General features: G+C 69.2%; 1 protein-coding gene. It reads right to left on the minus strand.

Annotated features, from left to right (window positions below):
• The coding region (locus CCN42_RS45175; RefSeq protein ID WP_245877622.1) for an ATP-binding cassette domain-containing protein at positions 1-408 on the minus strand (408 nt) is incomplete at its 3' end.
• Between the last annotated feature and the right edge of the window lie 56 nt (positions 409-464).

Here is a 464-nt window from a genome sequence, read left to right on the forward strand (position 1 = left end):
GAGCTGGTAGGGGTAGCGGCGAGCGAGGGAGGCGTCGAGGCCGACCCGCTCCATCAGCTCCCGGGCGCGGGCGCGGGCCTCGGACTTGCGCCGGCCGAGCAGGCGGGGGACGGTGGCGATGTTGTCGACGATCGTGCGGTGCTGGAAGAGCCCGGCGTGCTGGATGACGTAGCCCATGGAGCGGCGCAGTTCGTTGACGGGCCGCTGCCGGATGTCGGCGCCGTCGAGGAGGATGGTGCCCTCGCTCGGCTCGACCATCCGGTTGATCATGCGCAGGGTCGTCGTCTTGCCGCAGCCCGACGGTCCGACCAGGACCGTGATCGACCGGTCCGGTATCTCCAATGACAGCCGGTCGACCGCCACCGTGCCGTCCGGGTATCGCTTGGTGACTGAATCTATCCGTATCAAAACGCCGAACACCCTTCGGGTTTGGCAGCTGCTGTCCGCTCTCGCCGGGCGGCGGG

Source organism: Streptomyces glaucescens (genome assembly GCF_002154375.1).
In the GTDB taxonomy this organism is placed as follows: domain Bacteria; phylum Actinomycetota; class Actinomycetes; order Streptomycetales; family Streptomycetaceae; genus Streptomyces; species Streptomyces glaucescens.